The organism is Streptomyces sp. NPDC027189, assembly GCF_055566975.1.
In genome coordinates, this window is sequence record NZ_JBVHRI010000052.1 from 15,103 (window position 1) to 29,166 (window position 14,064).

A 14,064-nucleotide genomic window follows, 5' to 3' on the forward strand; every position below is an offset into this window, starting at 1 on the left:
GGTGAGCGCGCTCACGTTCTCCACCAGGTCGGCCGCCTACCGTGAGCTCAGCAGACCGCCGGCACGAGGAGGGACCGCCGATCGTGTCCGTACCCGTATGCGAGCTCACCGACAGCCGTGCGGCGACCGACGGCCTGCTGGAGATGCTCCGCAACGGCCGGTGGAGACCGGGCGCCATCGGGCGGTTCCTCCGTCTGGCCGCTCACCGGTCGGTGCGCCAGGCGGCCCGGCGCCCGTACGCGTTCGCGCAGGCCGGCGCCCTGCACGGGCTGCTGTTCACGACAGCCCGAGCGCCCGGAGCCCGCGCGTGGGTGGCCACCAGCTGGACTCTCACCGTCCTGCATCTGGGCCTGCTGGAGCACCGCGACCGGCTCTCGTCGGCTGACGTGCTCACCCTGTTGCGTGGCAACCTCCCCGCCACGGCCCTCGGGCACAGCCGCTGGTCGGGCCCGCTGGCCATCACCCTCGACGTGGTCGACGGCCGCCTGGCCCGCCGCTGCGGCACCGTGTCCCCGTTCGGCGACTACGCCGACTCCCTCGCCGACGCCGCCTTCTGGACCTGGCTCGTCCTGCGGCACGAACCCAGCCGTACGGTGCGGGCCGCGGCGCTCGGCGCATGGCTGGGGCCCGTCGTCTCGGTCACCGCCGTCGGCATTCGCCGCGGCAGCATGCCCGATCGGCCCCGGCCCGTGCTGCTGCGTCCGGCCGCCGCGATGCAGGCCGTCGTCGCCGTGCGGCACCTTCTGCGCCGATGACAGCCGCGGTTCAGGGCGTCTTGTGCCTGGAGCGCCACCGGGACGGGGGCGCGGTACGGGTCCGCCGCGCGGACAGCCAGCCCGTGCTGGCGACCAGAAACGGCACCAGGTAGTTGACCGCGACACGCACCCACGTGGCGGCGGTGGCCTCGCCGGAGACGATCACCGTTCCCTGGTTCACGGCCGAGAGGACCGTACCGACCAAGCAGGCGACGGGCGCGGCGGTACGAGCGGTGTATCCGCGCACCAGCAGCCCAATGGCCTCCCTGGGCCGGGTCCACGTGACCGGATCGGCCGACTGACCGGATCGAGGCATCGACACCTCCTGCCCCTCCATTCTCGGCGCCCTGGCCACGGCCGTCGCAGCCTGTGCGGATGCCGAGCCGAAGCCCAACGGGGCGCGTCCGCCAACGATCACGGCCATGCTCGAGGTGGCGAAGCAGCACCGGCCGAAACCGGAGTCCGAGGTACGAGCACGAGGCGGCGATGCGATGGCGATCGACGTGACGGTGCAGCGCGTGATTCCGCTGCCCCCTGAACGGGTGGCGGGGTATGCCATGGACTGGCGCCACGACGCCTGGGGGGACTCCCATGCCCGTTCAGGGCTATGGGGGAGGACGCAGGGGATCCGTACGGCGGAGCTGACGCGGGAGGCGGACGGTGGCGGGTTCGGGACCGGCGCCGAGGTCACCCGCACCGCCCGCTTCCTCGGCCGGCGCATCGACTATGCGCTGCGCGTGGCCGCGTACGAGCCTCCGCGGCTGCTGGACATGGTCTCCGTGGTCGCTCCCATGCCGATGCACGTCACGTACTCCTTCGCACTGCAACCGCGCGGTACGCTCGCCGCCATCCGTGTCCGGGGAGGGCCCTGCGGTCTCCTCCGCCTGGCCGCGCCCCTGTTCGCCCGCCAGGTCCGTTCCTCCCTGGCCAAGGACCTGCGCGACCTCGAACGCAGGCTTACCGAGCAGCACGGAGGCGCCTGATGGCGTATGACGAAGGACTGGCCGAGCGGATCCGCGAGCGGCTCGGTGCGGATCCCGGCATCGATGAGAAGCGCATGTTCGGTGGGATCGCCTTCCTGTACCAGGGCAACATGGCCGTCGGCGTGACCGGCGACGACCTCATGGTCCGCGTCGGCCCGGACGCCACCGACCCGGCGCTGGCCCGGCCAGGCGCGCGGATCTTCGACATGACCGGCCGCCCGATGCGCGGCTGGGTCGTGGTCGCGGGCGAAGCCGTCGCGGAGGACGACGTCCTGGGTGCGTGGGTCGACGAGGGACACGCCTTCGCGGCGAGCCTGCCGCCCAAGTAGCAACCCTGCTCGCTCAGTCCAGTGCGTCAAGGGCGGCGAGGATGTCGGCCGGTTCGGCGCGGGTGGTGTAGTCGGTGTTGACGAAGGCCCAGCGGATCACGCCGTGGGGGTCGATGACGTAGGTGGCGGGCAGCGGGAGCGTGCGCGGGTGGCCGTCGTTGACGCGCTGGAGGTCGAAGCCGAGCTTGTCGTAGACGGCGGCAAGCTCGTCGGGCACGTCGAAGGCGAGGCCGTACTGCTTGGCGGTGTCGGAGCCGAGGTCGCTGAGCACGTCGAAGGCGAGGGCGTGCTTCTCGGTCAGGGACAGGGACTCGTCGGGGATCTGCGGAGAGAGGGCCACGAGGCGGGCGCCGCGTGCGGTGATCGCGTCGTGGTGTTGCTGGAGGGAGCGCAGGGCGATGTTGCAGTACGGGCACCAAGCGCCGCGGTAGAAGGCCAGGACGAGCGGGCCCGCGGCCAGCAGATCGTCCAGGGCCACCGTCTGCCCGGTCGCGGAGGGGAGCGTGAACCGCGGGGCCCGGTCTCCGACGGTCAGGGCGCGGTCGGCCTGGCCGGAATCGGCGAGTTCCTGCCCGGCCTGGCGCATGATCTCGCGTATCTCGGCGGGGATCTGCTGCTGGCGGGCCTCGTAGAAGGCGCCCAGCTCGGCGTTGAGGGTCATGGAAGCGTCCTCCTGAGGCATGGATCGATCAACTCGGAACGACCGTTTCAAGATAGCGCGGGTGAGCGTATCCTGAAACCCTCGTTTCAAGATGACGGGGTGAGACGTGCCGGACATCAAGCACTTCGACCCGGACACGGCCCTGGACACCGTGGTCCGGCTGTTCTGGCGCCAGGGCATGGCCTCGACCGGCATCCAGGACGTCGTGACCGCGACCGGGCTCAACCGCTCCAGCCTGTACGCCACGTTCGGCGGCAAGCAGGAGCTGTACCTCGCCGCACTGCGCCGCTACATCGAGCGGCGCTCCCAGCCGGCGTTCCGCCGCCTCGCCGAGGACGAGAGGGGCCTGCCCGCCATCACCGACTTCTTCGCCGGACTGATCCAGGCACGGTGCTCGGGCGAGTACGCCCGCTGGGGCTGCATGGTCTCCAACGCGCACGCCGGCGCCGAGAACGGCGACCCGGAAGTCCGCACGCTCCTCGACCGACACCACCAGCAGTTGCGGGACGCCCTGCACGCGTCGCTCGTCACCGCCGAGGGACAGGAGCAGCTCGGCCCGGACACCGACCTCGACGCCGCGGCGGATCTGCTGGCGCTGCTCGCCTACGGCGTCAACCTCCGCTCGCGCGCCGGAGCCGACGCGAGCGAACTCAGCAGGACGGTGGGCGCGGCACTCGCCTCGCTCGGCGTCCGGGCCGGGCCCTAGCAGCGCTCAGCGCCGGGCCCTGCGCTCCGCCTCCTGCTTCACCGAGGCGAGTGACCCGGCGACGGTCGCCTCCCAGCGGGCGACTACCTTTTCGCCCCACCAGGCGCCGGCTCGCCACAGGTCGGTGCCCAGCTCCCCTTCGTACACCAGGCGCGTGCCCGCCCCGTGCTCGCCTAGCACGAAGGACTCGGTCACGTGCGGCACCGGGCCCCGGACCAGGCGGAAGTCGATGCGCTCGGGCCGGGTGAAGCGCACCGTCTCCACAGTGACCGCCGTCAGCCGGCCTCCGGCGATCGGGGTGAAGTGCTCGGCCAGCACGAGGTCGCTGCCGCGCTCCAGCACGTTCAGCTTCTCCCGCATGGCCCGGGGGGTGCGCCCGAGATACGGCCCCGCCACCACGTCGAAGACCATTTCCCGGGGTGCTGCGATGTCCACGGTCTGCCGCCCCAGCGGACGGATCCGCCGCCCCACGCCCACATCGACGGACAACGACCCCGTCACCAGCCCCAGGTAGGCGGCGGCCAGCCCGCAACCGGCCCCTGCGGTCCACGCCGCGATCCGCGTCAGGCGGGCGCCGTTCACCGGTGGTCCTCCGGCACCGTTTCCTCCACCATGACGCCCTTACAGAAGGCGACATGGTGCTTGATCCGCCTGGCGAACGGGCTGGGATGCGGGTAGTACCAGGCGGCGTTCGCGTTGGTCTGCCCGTCCACGGTGACCGTGTAGTAGCGGGCGATCCCCTTCCAGAAGCACAGCGATCGCATCCGGCTGTCCGCGAAGTACCTGTGGTCGAGCGACTCGGGCGGGAAGTAGTGGTTGCCCTCCACCACGACGGTGCGCTCCGCCTGGGCGAGTACCGCGCCATGCCACACAGCGCGCATCATGAGCGTCCACCTCCGGGCAGGACGGGAGTCTTCATGCCGCGACGTTAGTGCGGCGGCTCCGTCCGGTTCGGTGATCCCGCTTACAGTGTGGCGCCGGTGCCGGTCGGCAGGCAGTGGCGGTGCGGTCAGGCGGCGGCTCCGACTCGTGCGTCCGCCCGCGTGTCCGGGCGGGATGCGGCGGCCAGTTTCCGCAGCGCGGTGATGTGCAGTGCCACGGCCGTCGGGACGGCCAGGGTCGGGATCAGGGCCAGGGGCATCACGGTCACGGCCTCCATCGACGGGGTGAGGTCCAGCAGACCGGCCACGGTTCCGGCGGAGACCGCGACGACCAGATCGGCGATGCCCAGCAGGTGGAACACCACCGCCCGCCGCGCCGCGAAAGCCGTGTCCGGCGTGACCAGCGAGAGCAGGAAGCGGAACGCGTCGTCCTCGGCGACCTCGGCCAGGTCCAGGCCGGTGAGTCGGCCGCTCGTCGCGCTCGGCCTGCCCGGGTGTGCAGGGGCGCCGGTGGCACCGGCGTCGCGTACGGCCATGAAGTAAGAACCGCCAGGCAGGAACCGGCCCTCGGCGCGGCCGTCGTCGGCGACAACCAGGCGCGCGGTCCCTCAGCCGACGGGACACACGATGAGGCTGGCGGGCCGCACCTGCTCCAGCCAGGCCGCCGGGATCGTGGTGAAACCACAGGTAGCGATCAGCCGGCCGCCAAGAGCACGAGTAGCCGGTAACGCGGCCCGATCGCGTCTGCGCCGGCGAAGACCTCCGGCACTGGCCGAGAGGGCGCGGCCGGTCCCGTGAGAGCAGTCGCGCCCGGGGCCGGCCCTGGCCCGGGCGGCTCAGCCCAGGTAGAAGTCCCTGCGGGCGGCGACGAACGCCTCGATCGACTGGGCGGGGATGCCCGTCACGCGCTCGACGTCGTCGGCCGTGCGGTCGTAGCGGTTGTCCCGGTGCAGCTGGGCCATGGTGGCGACGTGCTGTTGAAGGTGCGGGGGCATCCCCAGCTTCGGGAGCTGGGCCTCCCACCGCTCCAGCGGCACGTCCACATAGGTCACCGGACGGCCCAGCGCCGCAGAGAATTCCGCGGCCAGCTCCGTCATGTCGACCGAGCGCGGCCCGGTCAGCTCGTAGACCTGCCCGATGTGCGAAGCCGGATCGCGCAGCACGGTGGCGATGACCCGGGCGACGTCGTCCACGGCGACCGGCGAGGTGCGTCCGGTGCCGAACGGCAGCGCGATCGTGCCGCTCTCCTGAATCGACCGCGCGGCCAGCGTGGTGAACAGCGGAGTGTCCAGGAACGCCGTCGGCCGGATGTGCACCACGGGCAGGCCGGACCAGTTCAGTACCTGCTCCGCCAGCCAGTGCAGCCGCTGCTGGTGCGACTCCTCGGTGCTGGTGGCGGTCATCGCCGACACCGTCATCTGCGACAGGTCGACCAGGGCCTCCAGCTTCCCGTACTCCCTTGCAACGGAGGCCACCACGGTCGCCGCCAGCAGGTGGTCCGGCGACACGCGCATCGCGAAGTACATCCGCGCCACGCCCTGCAGCGCGGCCGCTACCGTCTCGGGCCGGGTCAGGTCCCCGATGACGACCTCCGCGCCGAGCGCCCGCAGCTCAGCCGAGCGCTCGTCCTCGCGACGGACCATGAAACGCACCGGCACATCGTGAGCACGCAATTGCTCGAAGACCGTACGGCCCACGCCGCCGGCACCGGGGATGAGAACAAGGTTGTCGGCGATCATCAGTCGATCTCCTTCGGAGTAATGGAATAACTGACCTGAGGTGTGGTCAGAGCGTCAGTGGAGCTGTCAGCAAGGTGTTGGCCGCGGCGACGTCACCGCCGATCCGGGCGGCGATCCAACAGGGGGCTCCAGTGCTGTCGGTGGTTCTGCGATTGCCGGGCGAAGGAGGTCAGCGGCACCGAAGTCAGCGCAGGCCGCCCGGTAGATGGTGGTCTTGCCGACGCCGGCGCTGCGGGCGATGCCTATCACCTGTCGTGGCGCTCTCCTCGAGCCGCAGCGCGGTCTCGATGACGGCGGTGTCCGCAGCGGCACTGCGGGGCCGTCCCCGCCGGGCGGTCGCCTCCGGTGTCCCGCGGGATGGTTCGCGATTACCGTCGGGCTCAGAGGGTCTGGCGCTGGGACTTATCACCGCCGGCGGCCACGGCGGTGTCCTTGCCCGGCAGGAAGAACAGCACGACGACCGCGCCGACCAGGGCGACGGCCGCCGACCCTATCGCGGTGATGTGCATGGCATGGATGAAGGCGTCGTTCGCGGGCTGCACCAGCGCCCTGCCGGCCGGTCCCAGCTTCTCGGCGACGGCCAGGGTCGCCTGGACGGATTCACCTGCGGCGTGCCGGTCGGAGGCGGGCAGTACGCCCAGGTGGCCGTCGATGCCGTTGCGGTAGGTGGTGGACAGCAGCGACCCCAGCAAGGCGACCCCCATGGCCCCGCCGACCTGCCGGAAGGTGTTGTTGACCGCGGATCCGGAGCCGGCCTTCTCCCGCGGCAACGACGACATGATCATGACGGTGGCGGGCGGCATCACATGGGCCATCCCCGTGCCCATCAGGAAGAACAGCACCTCCAGCACCCAGATGGGGGTGTCCTGGCCGAGCAGCAGGAAGCCGGCGAAGGCCACGGCGGTCACGACGAGGCCGGCGGCGCACACGGCTCGGGCACCGAAGCGGTTGACGACCAGCCGGGCCCGCGGGGCGAAGAACATCTGGGAGGCGGCCAGCGGCAGCACGAGCAGACCGGACTGCAGGACGCTGTAGCCCCGAACGCTCTGGTTGTAGAAGACGCTGAAGAACGTGACGCCCATGAGGGCGAAGAAGACCAGGCCGATGGCGGCGACGGACGCGGAGAACCGCCGGTTGCGGAAGTAGCTGACGTCGAGGGCCGGATGGTCACTGCGGGCCTCGTACACCACGAAGCCGGCGAGGACCGCCAGGCCGCCGAGGATCGTCGCCCAGGACTCGGGCCGGGTGAAGTCGCCCAGCTGGCCGCCCTTGATGATGCCGTAGACCAGCAGTGCCAGACCGACGATCGACAGCAGCACGCCGAAGGGGTCGAGCCTGCCGGGCCTGGGGTCCTTGGAGTCGGGGACGATCGCCACCATCGCGGCCACCGCGGCGACCACGATCGGCACATTGACCAGGAAGACCGAGCCCCACCAGAAGTGCTCCAGCAGGATGCCGCCGGTGATGGGGCCGATGGCGATGGCGAAACCGACCACACCGGTCCAGATGCCGATGGCCTTGGGCTGCTCGTCGCGCTCGAAGACGTTCATGATGATCGCGAGGGTGGCGGGCAGGATGAAGGCGCCGCCGAAGCCCATCACGGCGCGGAAGGCGATGAGCTGCCCGGAGGAGTCCGACAGCGCGGACAGCGCGGATCCCGCGCCGAACACCAGCATGCCGAAGAGCAGCACCTTCTTGCGGCCGAGCCGGTCACCGAGCAGGCCCGCGGTGAAGAGCAGTCCGGCGAAGACCAGCGTGTAGGAGTTGATCGCCCACTCCAACTGGCTCTGGGTGGAGCCGAGTCCGGTGGGAGCGGGCTGGGCGATGGTCTTCATCGCCACGTTGAGGATCGAGTTGTCCAGCATCACCACCAGGAGGCTGGACAGGAGCACGGTCAGGATGGCCCAGCGCCGGCGGTGGACCGCTTCGGAAACGCTTCGTCGCTGGGCAGGCGGCACGGGGGGCGTGGACGCCGCGGGCATCGAGGACTCGGTGGGGGTGGGTGGCGGTGCCACAGGGGGTCTCCAGTGCTGTCGGTGCTTCTGCGATTGCGGGGCGGAGGCCGTCGGCCTCAGACGGTGGGAGGCAGCGCAAGGCCCTGCTTGACCTGCTGGGTGATTTCATCGGCATCAAATAGATGTCGCTAGCAATCTAAACGGGGGCTAGGATAGATGGCAAGCGACTTCTATCCGAGGAGAGTGATTCCGTGGGCCGCGTGTCCCAGGCGCAAGCACAGGAGAACCGGCAGCGTGTCGTAGCCACCGCCTCCCGGATGTTCCGTGAGAAAGGCACCGCGGTCAGCGTCGCCGACCTGATGAAGGCCGCCGGGCTCACCCATGGCGGGTTCCACAAGCAGTTCGCCTCCAAGGGAGACCTGGTCGACGAGGCCATCGCTTACGCCTTCGACGATCCGGGGCCACACTCGGCGGTGGCGCTCGAGGAGCACGCCGGGGAGCACGAAGCCGCCCGCCGGACGCTGATCGAGCACTACCTCTCCATCTGGCACCGCGATCACGCCGGCGACGGCTGCCCCGTCTCCGGATTCGCCGCTGACCTGGGGCGCGAGCCCGACCAGGCCGCCCGCGCCCACCACGTCTACATCAACGGGGTACGGAACCGCGCCGCTCGACTGGCCACCGGCGACGACGGCATGGCCCAGCTCTGCACCATGGTCGGTGCCCTCGTCCTCGCCCGCGCCACCCGGGGCAACCCGCTCTCCGAAGAACTGCTGCAGGCCGCGCGCGCGGCTCTCACCGAGAGCGGCACGGGGCAGTCCGAACCGCAGAAGCGCACGGACTGACCGGCGGCCGGCCGACGGCGTCGGCCGCCGCACGGAACCTTGCGCTCCGCTCGCGCTCAGGAGCAGAGATTCACGTGCCGGACGGCCAGGACGTGCCCCGCCGCGTCGATGAGGCGGCTGCGGGCGAGGTGTCCGCCGGCCACCGCATTGGTGATCGCCGTGGTGATCGAGGACGTTTGGGAGCTGACGTTGCTCCCCAGGTCGAACATGACCATGTCGGCGCCGGAGCGCAGGGCCTGGACGGCGGCGGCGGGGACGCTGAAGCCGGCGGCGGAGATCGCCTTGGCGCTGAGCGAGTCGGTGACCACCAGCCCCTTGAAGCCCAGCTTGCCGCGCAGCTCGTAGCTGATGGCGGTGGGTGACAGGCTCGCCGGATTGGTGCCCAGGCCCGGCACGATGTTGTTGGAGACCATGACGGCCGGGGCACCGGCCTTGATGGCCGCTGTGAACGGCGGGATGCCCACCTTTTGCAGGGTGGACCAGGGCAGGGTGCGGGCAGGGCCGAAATCGGAGTTGTAGCTGGAGCCGCCAAGGCCCGGGAAGTGCTTGACGACAGGTATCACGTGCCCGGCGCGCAACCCGTTCATGTACGCGACACCGTCCTTGGAGACCACCGAGGTGCTGCCGCTGAAGGACCGCCATCCGTCGGGGTTGGTCCGACTGGGGGCCTCGTTCCTGCCGTCGACGTCGACCACCGGCGCGAGGTCCATGTTGACCTGGGCGGCCGCCATCTTGGTGGCGACCTTCGTCACGTTCTGCTGGATCTGGGCCGGGGTCCAGTGTGTGCCCATGTACGCGGGCCAGGGCAGGGACCCGACGAGGTTCGCCATGCGCTGGATGCCGCCGCCCTCCTCGTCGGTCATCACCAACAGGCCCAGGTGGCCGGGTACATGGGACTTCAGGGCGGTCAGCCGGGAGCCGAGGTCGGACGGCGCCTTACTGCCGAACAGCAGCACACCGCCCGCACCCGCGCTCACCTCGGAAGTGGCGTCGGACACCGAGGTCTCCGACACCGGGACGGCGATGGTCAGCATGGCCAGCCGGCGGTTCGACCACCCGGCCAGCTTCGTGCTGTTGGTGCACGCGGTGGCGGCGGTGAGGTCCGGAGCGACGGACGAAGGGGAGGGGGAAGGCTTGGCGGGCGGGGCGAGGGACACACCGGGACCAGTGGAGTGCGGGGCCGCCTTGGGGGTGCCCGTGCCACAGCCCGCCAGGAGCATCGCCGCCACGGCGGCAGCGGTGCTCAGTCTTCGTGCGTTCCTGGCCCGGCCGGGGAGCCGCGGCGGTGGTGTCGCGCTTCTGCGGTCACGGTACGACAGGAGATTCATCGCCCGGCCTCCTTCGGGAAGGCGCGACGGTACCCGTCGCGCTGAGGGCCGTATGAGCATGAGGTGGGCTTTACGACGCGTGAGAGGCGCACCAGCCCGCACTTGTTCGCTGGTCCACGGTCGGAGTACCAGGATCTCGCGCCTCAGAGCCGGACGGAAGTCCGGCCGACGTGGGTCAGGACTTGCCTTCGACCGCGCTTCACCCAGGTCGCAGCGCAGTTCACCGTGGGACGGGTGCGGTCAGGGGACCAGTTACTCACGTGAGTAACTGGTCCCCTTTCCGTATGGAGCCCTCCTGGGAGCCGGGCATAGAGCGCCGCCTCCCACTCGGCCGTGAGGTCCCCATCAGTTCCTCGCGCATCTGCCGAGGGATGTGCGAGTACCCCGCCTGCACCGATCCGTCGATGTGCCCCATGCGCTCATCCATCAGCTTCGGCGGACCGCGGAAGCCCCCCATGCATGTCTTGACCGTCTGGCGCAGCCCAAGAGGTGCGAGCCCCTTCGCGGACTTCTCACCGACGCTCCAATCCAAAAGGGCGCCGTCAACGTACTGAAAAGAGAGCCGCAACCCGGGGATACTCCTCGGCCGGCTGGTTCCCGTACAGCGGGGATCTTGGTTGCAAGACGTGCTCCTCGTATGTGCGAGGCGTATGTGCGAGGCGACGCCTGCGACCACGCCGCGTCGCGCCTCGCCTTCGGGCTGCGGCTATCCATCTCGTGCCGCTGAGAGCTGCGCGAGACGATGGAGGAAAAGGTGCATCCATCATGCGAGCACAACGCGCGAGGCGTCTCGCCGCGGTGTCCGCGGCCGGCATTCTGATGGCCAGCGGCGCTGCGATCGGCACAGCAGGCACGGCCGCAGCAGCAGCCCCTGCCGCGCACACTCATGTGACCACCAACTGGTGCGGCGACCGCGGTGACTGGGGCGGAAACTGCTTCGACAACCGCTTCGACCACCACGGGTTCCGATTCGACCACCGCTTCGACCACCGGTTCGACCACCGCTTCGACCACCGCTTCGACCACCACCGCTTCTTCAACCACGGAAGTATCGTGATCATCGTGCTCTAGCACTCCCCTGGACAGGGCGTCGAGTCAGTGCGCGCCGCAATGTCTCGATCGGTTCACCGGGCGTCCGTTCCACGGCTGGCGACCCGGGGGAGGCGCGGGGAGAAATCAGGGAGGAGATCTTGGCTGAGGGTCGCCTTAGTCCGTCCCTCAGCCCCCAGCCATGGGCTCTCAGCCAGCCGCACCCACCTACGTGATCAACAGGAGAAGCACCACATCACGCCGGCCAGGAGCGGAGGCCCATGGACGGTAAGCGGCATGGAACTGAGGCTGCGCAGATGTCGGTGGCCGGGGCGGTCGGCTCGTTTGCAGGGTTGGCTTTCCCGGGCGGGTTCAGACCCGCTCGCCCGGAAGGTGGCGGGGCACGAAGACCAGTCCGTAGATGACGAGCACGGAGAGTGCCATGGTGGCCACGGACCAGAGGGGGAACGTGGACAGGAAAATCAGCTGGCCGACCATGCAGGCACCGGCCAGCACGATGCCGGCGATCCGCGCGAATCTCGACCCCATGAACACGCCCAGACTGGCCAGGATCTGCGCAATGCCGACAAAGATCCACACCCAGCCCCAGAAGTCATAGTTGAAGATGAGAAGCCGGTTACCGTGTTCGACAGTTGTGGAGTAATAGCCGTCGTCCAGCAAGGCGACGAAGCCATTGATGATGTCGAACAGACCGCTCAGCATCAGCATGATCCCGGCGAAGGCCACCCAGTGCGACCGCTCGACCGGCGGCCGGTCGGGCGGCCCCGCACCGCCGTCTGAAGCGAGAGACTCCTGCTGCATAAACCCCACCACATCCGGCTGCGTGGGACGCCGCAACCATTGATGAGCCATTGCAGTGAGGGGCGGCATCACGGCCGGTGGCCGTGCTCGATCGAGCGATGGCTTTCGGGCCGTCGGCTCGAGCCGTGCGAAGCCCCGCGCTCGCGGACCTTCACGTGAGTGCCGGCGGGCCGCCCTCCGTCGGGGGTCTTCCCGGGCGGGGGCGTACCGCGATGCGGGGCTGGCGGCGCTGGGGCGCGTAGTGGATCAAGGTGGGGGACGGTACGCGGGGGTAGAGGCGGCCGTAGCGCGGGTAATTGGCGCGGACCGTGGCGATGCCGTTCTCGGTGGGGGCCAGGTAGGACTGGTCGCCGCGCTGGAGGAGGGCGACGTACTGGCGGATCTGGAGGGCCATGACGTCGTCGAAGGGGGCGTAGCGGGAGGTGCTGGCGAAGGAGATGCCCTCCATGCCGGCGTTGGCCAGCGTGACCATCAGACGCCACTGACGGACGTTCATCGCTTCGGACAGGAACCGGGTCAGATGCTTCGCGGCGGTCGGTGCCGCGTCCTTGATGAGGAGTTCGATGCGTGCGTGGGCGGCTCGTGCGCGCGTGGCGGCCGTCCTGTTCTGGGCGTAGGCCTCGTCGACCTCCACACGGGCGCGGTCGCGCAACAGATCGCGGTACGCGTCGAGTTCGGCGTTGATAAGGCGACAGGCGACCTGGGGTGGGCGTTGCAGGAGGGGGGCGATCTCCTGCAGGAGGGGTTCGTCCACGTCGACCACGGCGGGGGCGTGTTCCCGGTGGGCGCGCTGGAAGACGACGCGCAGATGCTCGGTCAGCTCGGTCTGCCGGGCGACCGCGGCGGGGTGCCGCAGCAGGGCGCGGTCGATGACGGCGGGGCTGACGTTGAAGACGCGGGCCAGGCTCATCCGGACGGTTCCGTCGTCCCGTACCGGAAGCAGCGCCTCCCGCTCGATGTTGGAGTAGCTGCTGCGGCTTATGCCGACGTGTTCGGCCGTCTCGGTCACCGTGAGGCCGGCCTGGCAGCGCAGCCCGTGGATGTCCGCCAGCGCGCGCTTCGTGCGCAACTCGCGGGCGGGGATACCGAAGAGACCGCTCAGCTCGGCGATCCGCTGGGGGTCCGGCTTGGAGGTGTTGTTCTCGTACGCCAGGATCCGGCTCTTGGACGTGCCCAGGCGCTTGGCGACGGCCGCCGCGCTGAGCAGTCTGCCCTCCACCGGACGCGTCAGCCGCGCGAAGCGCAGCGCCTCACCGTCGAAGTCCGCGGTACCACGAGCCACTGACAACGACCCCTCTCGTCATCGCTTCAACAACCGCTACGGTACCGTTTAGGGACAGAATCGCGTCTAGCGATTCATCCGGGAGAGTGGTTCGACCACTTTTCGCAGCTCAATCCCTGTGTTGTGGTACCGCTTAGAGCTGAATTGGGTTCACGGCATACGGCGCGAGCGAGAGGATTGGGCACAAGCGGGGAGGCTTTCCGGGGGGATCTCTATCGTGGGGACCAACCCTGGAGCGCGTCGCTCCGCGACGGCTTACCGAAAGTGACCGTGGACCCGTGTCCGGCGGGAACCTGAGCACGGGCCCACGTACCGGCTATTCGGTAACTGACGGCGGGTGAGGTCCCATCCTCATCCGCCGTTGCCGTACAGGTCGAGCAGCAGCCGGATCAGCCAATACAGGCACTCCCCGACCACGCGCACCCGATGCCTGCGCGACGCGCTACCGCGGTCCGGCTCTGCGGGGCCGCGCGAGCGAGAACCGTCGTCCCGGTCCAGGGTTTCCGGGCCCGATGGGTCCGGATCATCCGGGTCAGGGGGGACGGCATCGTCCCGGTCGCTTGGCCGCTCAGAGCTAGCCACGTACCTGCTCCTCTCTGTTGGGATCCGGGCCGAATGAACCCGCGCGGAGCCCACCGGAACCGGCACTGAGAAGAGCTAGTGCCGCATCAGGCAACGTTTGCCCTGTTGTGATGTGACGCGCCGGCTCGATGCTGTGCCGGGCGGCGTGGGTCCGTCACGCTGTCCGG

General features: G+C 69.8%; 17 protein-coding genes. 6 read left to right on the forward strand and 11 right to left on the reverse strand.

Features of this window, described 5'->3' with window-relative positions; translation table 11 throughout:
• Positions 1 to 83 precede the first annotated feature (83 nt).
• Complete coding sequence (locus tag ACZ4RZ_RS48670) at positions 84 to 755, forward strand: CDP-alcohol phosphatidyltransferase family protein (protein ID WP_467754078.1); 672 nt, start codon at positions 84 to 86, stop codon at positions 753 to 755.
• Positions 756 to 765: 10 nt separating this feature from the next.
• On the opposite strand, the gene nrtS is transcribed toward ACZ4RZ_RS48670, so the two are convergent.
• Complete coding sequence (gene nrtS, locus ACZ4RZ_RS48675; RefSeq protein ID WP_467754079.1) at positions 766 to 1,071, reverse strand: nitrate/nitrite transporter NrtS; 306 nt, start codon at positions 1,069 to 1,071, stop codon at positions 766 to 768.
• A gap of 175 nt (positions 1,072 to 1,246) precedes the next feature.
• Between nrtS and ACZ4RZ_RS48680 the strand changes: the two genes are divergently transcribed.
• A complete protein-coding gene (locus ACZ4RZ_RS48680) occupies positions 1,247 to 1,738 on the forward strand; it encodes an SRPBCC family protein (protein ID WP_467754095.1) in 492 nt (163 codons plus the stop codon).
• Positions 1,738 to 2,067, forward strand: coding sequence for a TfoX/Sxy family protein (locus ACZ4RZ_RS48685; RefSeq protein ID WP_467754081.1), 330 nt, complete (start codon positions 1,738 to 1,740; stop codon positions 2,065 to 2,067). The genes ACZ4RZ_RS48680 and ACZ4RZ_RS48685 overlap by 1 nt, the downstream gene beginning before the upstream one ends.
• 13 nt (positions 2,068 to 2,080) lie before the next feature.
• Here ACZ4RZ_RS48685 and ACZ4RZ_RS48690 read toward each other — a convergent pair whose 3' ends face one another.
• On the reverse strand, positions 2,081 to 2,728 hold the full coding sequence (locus ACZ4RZ_RS48690; RefSeq protein WP_467754082.1) for a peroxiredoxin-like family protein: 648 nt from the start codon (positions 2,726 to 2,728) through the stop codon (positions 2,081 to 2,083).
• 106 nt (positions 2,729 to 2,834) lie between these two features.
• On the opposite strand from ACZ4RZ_RS48690, the gene ACZ4RZ_RS48695 reads away from it, so the two are divergent.
• Positions 2,835 to 3,434, forward strand: a complete 600-nt coding sequence (locus ACZ4RZ_RS48695; protein WP_467754083.1) for a TetR/AcrR family transcriptional regulator — start codon at positions 2,835 to 2,837, stop codon at positions 3,432 to 3,434.
• 6 nt (positions 3,435 to 3,440) lie between these two features.
• On the opposite strand, the gene ACZ4RZ_RS48700 is transcribed toward ACZ4RZ_RS48695, so the two are convergent.
• The 5 genes from ACZ4RZ_RS48700 to ACZ4RZ_RS48720 all read right to left on the reverse strand — a co-directional run bounded on the left by ACZ4RZ_RS48700 (position 3,441) and on the right by ACZ4RZ_RS48720 (position 8,036).
• Positions 3,441 to 4,016, reverse strand: coding sequence for an SRPBCC family protein (locus tag ACZ4RZ_RS48700; protein WP_467754084.1), 576 nt, complete (start codon positions 4,014 to 4,016; stop codon positions 3,441 to 3,443).
• Positions 4,013 to 4,318, reverse strand: a complete 306-nt coding sequence (locus tag ACZ4RZ_RS48705; RefSeq protein WP_467754085.1) for a DUF427 domain-containing protein — start codon at positions 4,316 to 4,318, stop codon at positions 4,013 to 4,015. Before ACZ4RZ_RS48705 ends, ACZ4RZ_RS48700 begins: the two co-directional genes overlap by 4 nt.
• Before the next feature lie 125 nt (positions 4,319 to 4,443).
• Positions 4,444 to 4,851, reverse strand: a complete 408-nt coding sequence (locus ACZ4RZ_RS48710; RefSeq protein ID WP_467754086.1) for a hypothetical protein — start codon at positions 4,849 to 4,851, stop codon at positions 4,444 to 4,446.
• Positions 4,852 to 5,151: 300 nt separating this feature from the next.
• Positions 5,152 to 6,054, reverse strand: a complete 903-nt coding sequence (locus tag ACZ4RZ_RS48715) for an NmrA family NAD(P)-binding protein (protein WP_467754087.1) — start codon at positions 6,052 to 6,054, stop codon at positions 5,152 to 5,154.
• A 380-nt stretch (positions 6,055 to 6,434) separates the two neighbouring features.
• Positions 6,435 to 8,036: an MFS transporter gene (locus tag ACZ4RZ_RS48720; protein ID WP_467754096.1), complete on the reverse strand. Its 1,602-nt coding sequence runs from the start codon at positions 8,034 to 8,036 to the stop codon at positions 6,435 to 6,437.
• Positions 8,037 to 8,260: 224 nt separating this feature from the next.
• On the opposite strand from ACZ4RZ_RS48720, the gene ACZ4RZ_RS48725 reads away from it, so the two are divergent.
• On the forward strand, positions 8,261 to 8,854 hold the full coding sequence (locus tag ACZ4RZ_RS48725) for a TetR/AcrR family transcriptional regulator (RefSeq protein WP_467754088.1): 594 nt from the start codon (positions 8,261 to 8,263) through the stop codon (positions 8,852 to 8,854).
• Positions 8,855 to 8,910: 56 nt separating this feature from the next.
• Here the strand turns inward: ACZ4RZ_RS48725 and ACZ4RZ_RS48730 are convergent, their stop codons facing one another.
• Positions 8,911 to 10,182 (reverse strand): glycoside hydrolase family 3 N-terminal domain-containing protein, encoded by a 1,272-nt coding sequence (locus ACZ4RZ_RS48730; RefSeq protein ID WP_467754089.1) that lies wholly within the window; start codon positions 10,180 to 10,182, stop codon positions 8,911 to 8,913.
• A 765-nt stretch (positions 10,183 to 10,947) separates the two neighbouring features.
• Here ACZ4RZ_RS48730 and ACZ4RZ_RS48735 point away from each other — a divergent pair.
• Positions 10,948 to 11,253 carry a hypothetical protein gene (locus ACZ4RZ_RS48735; RefSeq protein ID WP_467754090.1) on the forward strand — a complete coding sequence of 102 codons (306 nt, stop codon included), beginning with the start codon at positions 10,948 to 10,950 and terminating at the stop codon, positions 11,251 to 11,253.
• A 330-nt stretch (positions 11,254 to 11,583) separates the two neighbouring features.
• On the opposite strand, the gene ACZ4RZ_RS48740 is transcribed toward ACZ4RZ_RS48735, so the two are convergent.
• The 3 genes from ACZ4RZ_RS48740 to ACZ4RZ_RS48750 form a co-directional block, all read right to left on the reverse strand.
• A complete protein-coding gene (locus tag ACZ4RZ_RS48740) occupies positions 11,584 to 12,033 on the reverse strand; it encodes a DUF7144 family membrane protein (RefSeq protein ID WP_467754091.1) in 450 nt (149 codons plus the stop codon).
• A gap of 151 nt (positions 12,034 to 12,184) precedes the next feature.
• A complete protein-coding gene (locus ACZ4RZ_RS48745) occupies positions 12,185 to 13,315 on the reverse strand; it encodes a helix-turn-helix transcriptional regulator (protein ID WP_467754092.1) in 1,131 nt (376 codons plus the stop codon).
• Between the two features lie 351 nt (positions 13,316 to 13,666).
• Positions 13,667 to 13,897: a hypothetical protein gene (locus ACZ4RZ_RS48750; protein ID WP_467754094.1), complete on the reverse strand. Its 231-nt coding sequence runs from the start codon at positions 13,895 to 13,897 to the stop codon at positions 13,667 to 13,669.
• Between the last annotated feature and the right edge of the window lie 167 nt (positions 13,898 to 14,064).

Coding starts and splice junctions, on each gene's coding strand:
- ACZ4RZ_RS48735 (WP_467754090.1), top strand. CDS start 10,948: ATGCGAGCACAACGCGCGAGGCGTCTCGCCGCGGTGTCCGCGGCCGGC.
- ACZ4RZ_RS48720 (WP_467754096.1), bottom strand. CDS start 8,036: ATGCCCGCGGCGTCCACGCCCCCCGTGCCGCCTGCCCAGCGACGAAGC.
- ACZ4RZ_RS48690 (WP_467754082.1), bottom strand. CDS start 2,728: ATGACCCTCAACGCCGAGCTGGGCGCCTTCTACGAGGCCCGCCAGCAG.
- nrtS (WP_467754079.1), bottom strand. CDS start 1,071: ATGCCTCGATCCGGTCAGTCGGCCGATCCGGTCACGTGGACCCGGCCC.
- ACZ4RZ_RS48685 (WP_467754081.1), top strand. CDS start 1,738: ATGGCGTATGACGAAGGACTGGCCGAGCGGATCCGCGAGCGGCTCGGT.
- ACZ4RZ_RS48705 (WP_467754085.1), bottom strand. CDS start 4,318: ATGATGCGCGCTGTGTGGCATGGCGCGGTACTCGCCCAGGCGGAGCGC.
- ACZ4RZ_RS48730 (WP_467754089.1), bottom strand. CDS start 10,182: ATGAATCTCCTGTCGTACCGTGACCGCAGAAGCGCGACACCACCGCCG.
- ACZ4RZ_RS48715 (WP_467754087.1), bottom strand. CDS start 6,054: ATGATCGCCGACAACCTTGTTCTCATCCCCGGTGCCGGCGGCGTGGGC.
- ACZ4RZ_RS48740 (WP_467754091.1), bottom strand. CDS start 12,033: ATGCAGCAGGAGTCTCTCGCTTCAGACGGCGGTGCGGGGCCGCCCGAC.
- ACZ4RZ_RS48680 (WP_467754095.1), top strand. CDS start 1,247: ATGGCGATCGACGTGACGGTGCAGCGCGTGATTCCGCTGCCCCCTGAA.
- ACZ4RZ_RS48710 (WP_467754086.1), bottom strand. CDS start 4,851: ATGGCCGTACGCGACGCCGGTGCCACCGGCGCCCCTGCACACCCGGGC.